The 3,953-nt window shown below is 43.4% G+C and carries 6 protein-coding genes; all 6 read left to right on the top strand.

Annotated features, from left to right (window positions below):
• Positions 1–196 precede the first annotated feature (196 nt).
• The 6 genes from DP117_RS33695 to DP117_RS33670 all read left to right on the top strand — a co-directional run bounded on the left by DP117_RS33695 (position 197) and on the right by DP117_RS33670 (position 3,730).
• Positions 197–637, top strand: coding sequence for a 2OG-Fe(II) oxygenase (locus DP117_RS33695; RefSeq protein WP_248277963.1), 441 nt, complete (start codon positions 197–199; stop codon positions 635–637).
• Between the two features lie 51 nt (positions 638–688).
• Entirely contained in the window at positions 689–1,510 is an 822-nt protein-coding gene (locus DP117_RS33690) for an NADPH-dependent oxidoreductase (protein WP_169222501.1), read from the top strand.
• Positions 1,511–1,629: 119 nt separating this feature from the next.
• Entirely contained in the window at positions 1,630–1,998 is a 369-nt protein-coding gene (locus DP117_RS33685) for a type II toxin-antitoxin system RelE/ParE family toxin (RefSeq protein ID WP_169222500.1), read from the top strand.
• 9 nt (positions 1,999–2,007) lie between these two features.
• Positions 2,008–2,355 carry an XRE family transcriptional regulator gene (locus DP117_RS33680; protein ID WP_169222499.1) on the top strand — a complete coding sequence of 116 codons (348 nt, stop codon included), beginning with the start codon at positions 2,008–2,010 and terminating at the stop codon, positions 2,353–2,355.
• A gap of 590 nt (positions 2,356–2,945) precedes the next feature.
• Positions 2,946–3,335, top strand: coding sequence for a DUF433 domain-containing protein (locus DP117_RS33675; RefSeq protein ID WP_169222498.1), 390 nt, complete (start codon positions 2,946–2,948; stop codon positions 3,333–3,335).
• Positions 3,332–3,730 (top strand): ACP S-malonyltransferase, encoded by a 399-nt coding sequence (locus tag DP117_RS33670; protein WP_169222497.1) that lies wholly within the window; start codon positions 3,332–3,334, stop codon positions 3,728–3,730. Before DP117_RS33675 ends, DP117_RS33670 begins: the two co-directional genes overlap by 4 nt.
• The last annotated feature ends 223 nt before the right edge of the window (positions 3,731–3,953 follow it).

Raw genomic sequence — 3,953 nt, 5'->3', positions numbered from 1 at the left:
ACAACCCTTGAGATACACTGCATACGCCTTTTGTCAATCAGGGAAGTTCAGCTTAGAACTCACTGCCAGTTTTCCCCACGAAGAGTTTCGCCTGTCGGAGGGGGAAGGATAGGGATACCTCTGGGGAAAGATGCTTACTAAAAGCGAAGATATTTCCTCTATGCTCAAATAAGGCGATCATGGCTGGCGGCAGCGCATGGCAGAAGGAAGACTTACTAGTGACTTGGGACACCTCAGTCATGTCTGGCAACAGTTGATAGAAGGACTGTGGACAGATTCTTACCGTGAAGCTTTAGAAAAAATGTCTGGGTTGGAACTAAAGGACTGTGCAATTGATATTGGGTTTCGTCGGTATAATGTAGGACACTTACATCGCCCCCATACAGATGAACCGAACAAAGTCTTAACTCATCTACTATTTTTCAATCAACAATGGTCTCTAGACTGGGGAGGCTGTTTGCGAATTCTCAAAGACTCCCAGCCTGAATCTGCTTTCCAAGATATTCTACCGCTTAGTCATTACTCAGTGGTAATTGTGCGTTCTGACAATTCTTGGCATACAGTAACGCCGCTTACTTGCCCTGCATCTGAGTGTCGGCTGGCTTTACGAGTTGCTTTTTTTCGTAATGTTGCCTAGTTGATAGTCTCTCTGAAATCGTAAAAAAGCGTTGGAGTTGAAAAGTTAACCATGACTAATCCTATAGAATTACTGCTATCGCGCTACGGTGAAATTCCCTTCGATGGCAAAATTCCCTGGAACGACTTCCTTAGTACAATTCTATCTCACCGTTCAGTTCGGTCTTATCTATCTGACCCTCTACCGCCCTTAACCTTAGAGCTGTTGGTTGCAGCTGCTCAATCTGCTGCCACTTCTGCCAATCTCCAATCCTGGAGTGTGGTAGCAATTGAAGATCAACAGCGCAAAGAAGAATTATCCAGGCTGGCAGGAGGACAAACCCATATTAAAGAAGCTCCTTTATTCTTGGTTTGGTTAGCAGATTTGGCTCGTGTGGCTCGTGTTGCTGACAGTCGCGGACTATCTCATGATGCTCTAGATTACTTAGAATTGTTGATTAAGGCAATAGTCGATGCTTCGATAGCAGCCCAGAATGCCACTCTCGCTGCTGAGTCCCTTGGTTTGGGAACAGGATATATTGGCGCAATCCGCAAAAGCACTCAAGAGGTAGCAACGCTACTGAATTTGCCACCTTTGGTGTTTCCTGTGTTTGGGCTGTGTGTGGGTTATCCAAATCCTGAAGTAAAAACAGCTATTAAGCCACGGTTGCCTCAGTCAGCGGTACTATATCGGGAAACTTATAAATTGGGAGAGCAAGACGAGGCGATCGCTCACTACAACAACATCATCAAAAATTTTTATACTGAACAAATAATGAATGTCGCTGGTGATTGGTCACAACACTCAGCCGAGCGAATCGCCACTTTAGAGTATCTCAAAGGATGCAAGTACTTGCGTGAAGTTCTGAATAACTTAGGCTTCAACTTATTATAACCCAATACGCTAATGAAAAGCAAGCTGCGCGTAGTCTGTCGTAAAGCGACTTAGCTTTCCAAAGGAATTACGAAGCTTTAATATACCCTTGAAAACATATGTTTTTGAGTGCATAATTAATGAGTTGGGTTGTTGAATTTTATCAGGATTTTGAGCCGGAATTTGATGCTCTACCAGAAGAGGTGCAAAATAAGTTACTTGCCCGTGCCAATCTATTGGAAGCTTTTGGTTCTGAATTGGGACGACCTAATGTTGATACGCTTAATGGTTCGCGGCATAGCAACATGAAGGAATTAAGGTTTAAAGCAGCAGATGGTGTTTGGCGTGTCGCGTTTGCATTCGACCCCAGACGACATGCAATATTACTAGTCGCAGGTGACAAATCAGGTAGTAGTGAAAGTCGTTTTTACAAGCAACTTATCAAAACGGCTGATGCTAGATTCGACGCGCACTTAGCTCAATTAAAGACTGGACAAGAGGAAAAGTGAGGATCATCTATGGGGAGAACTTTGAAGGAAAAACTAGAACAGTTGTCACCGGAACGACGGAAAAAGATTGAAGAAGAATCTAGCTTGCTCATCGCGGAGGAAATGACTCGACAGCAGCTGAGACTTGCACTCAAACTCACTCAAGAACAGATGGCAGAACTTCTCCAAATTGACCAAGGGAATGTTTCTAGGTTGGAACAACGCACTGATTTAATGCTCTCAACTTTGCGGAAGTACATTGTAGCAATGGGAGGAGAGTTACGGCTTGTTGTTGAATTTCCAAACCGTCCACCCGTCACCCTAGTAGGTTTTTCAGAAATCGAAGAATCACAGGAGGGAGCGATCGCTTCGGAGTGAGTTGGAGTCTACGCCAGTCGCTACAAAGGACGGAACCTCTGAGGGCGCTTACGCTCTCCAAGTCAGGTTTCACGGAGAGCCTAACTAGCGATCGCTTCTTAACTTAGCAGTGAATAACAGGTTTATAATAGACACGAATATGAATTAAGTTATACCAATTCTATGTGAAGCTGCACATTATTTTGACCCCTCCAAACCTCCCCTTAATAAGGGGAGGTGCCGAAGGCGGTGGGGTTCTTTCTATGCATCTTCATGTGAAAATGGTATTACAAATTTATGTTGCAATCAATTGAAGGAGTTTACAAGCACGAAAAAGTAGAATTGAATGTAGAATTATCACCTAAGACTACTGTTGAATAACCAATAATATCACCATAGTTAAGCGATCACCCTTTCATGATTACCGAAGAGCGATCGCTAACCTCTAAGCCCAATGAATATTTTTGAAACGAAAAGCTCTATTCAGAAGATGAAAGTGAAAGCACAGGTTAACATTGAAGAAATTTGTGAGAGCCTGAGTCGTTGATGAAGCGCCTTTTTCCCTCTTGCTTTATGTATAAGATACGATGGAGACAGTTTTGGGATGAGTTATGACTTCTGCATCTGACGAACAAACATTTAATGAGCAAGCGGCAATCATCCGAACCGAACGCGGATTGACGATCGCAGGAACCCGCATTACTCTCTATGACGTGATGGATTACTTTACGGCTGGCTATCCTGCAAAACTTATTCGTGAAAAGCTTTGTCTCACAGATGTTCAAGTTGATGCTGCTCTCTCTTACATCAAAGCTCATGAGGCTGAAGTAGAAACCGAATATCAACAAGTTTTACAAATCGCAGAAGAGAATCGGCAATACTGGGAAGAACGCAATCGAGAGCACTTTGCCCGCATTTCTGCAACACCTTCAAAAGCGGGTCAAGAGGCTATCCGTGCGAAGCTTCAAGCTTGGAAAGACAGGCTTGAGTCCAAGCTATGAATTTTCTGATTGACTACAATTTGCGAGGACAGGCAGCATTGCTGTGGGGCACGATCGCAGCAGAGGGATGGCTTGAACTGATGCCGATTCGCTTCATTGGGTTTGAAGAAGTTGGCTTACTCGAAAACAGTAGCGATCGCCTTGTTTGGCAGATTGCTCAAAGCAATCAGATGATTATCCTGACCGCAAATCGAAACATGAAGGGAGATGATTCGCTGGAGCAAGTTATCCGGGAAAAAAATACCCTGCGATCGCTGCCTGTTGTGACGATTGGTAACAAAGAGCGACTTGATGAGCAGAGTTACCGGGAACGATGCGCGAGTCGTTTGGTTGAAATTCTGTTTGATATCGAGAATTACATGGGGGTCGGTCGGGTTTCAATACTGCTCGGTTAAGGAAGAATAGTAGGTAGAATAAAGAAAAAAGTGTTTTCGGAAATGACACGAGAACAAACATGAGTATAAATAAACCTATTAGAGATAAATACGCTATCTCTAAAAAATGTTGATGCGGAAATTGACTTTCAAGATATCTAAAACTTTGAATTGAAAAACTGAGCGATGGTTTTCTATTTTGAGATTCGATTAACTTGCAGGGTTAGCGCGTCTCAAACACTGT

This window comes from Brasilonema sp. UFV-L1 (genome assembly GCF_012912105.1).
GTDB lineage: Bacteria > Cyanobacteriota > Cyanobacteriia > Cyanobacteriales > Nostocaceae > Brasilonema.
The sequence above is the reverse complement of the archived record's forward strand: the minus strand, read 5'-3'. Positions and strand labels throughout refer to the sequence as shown.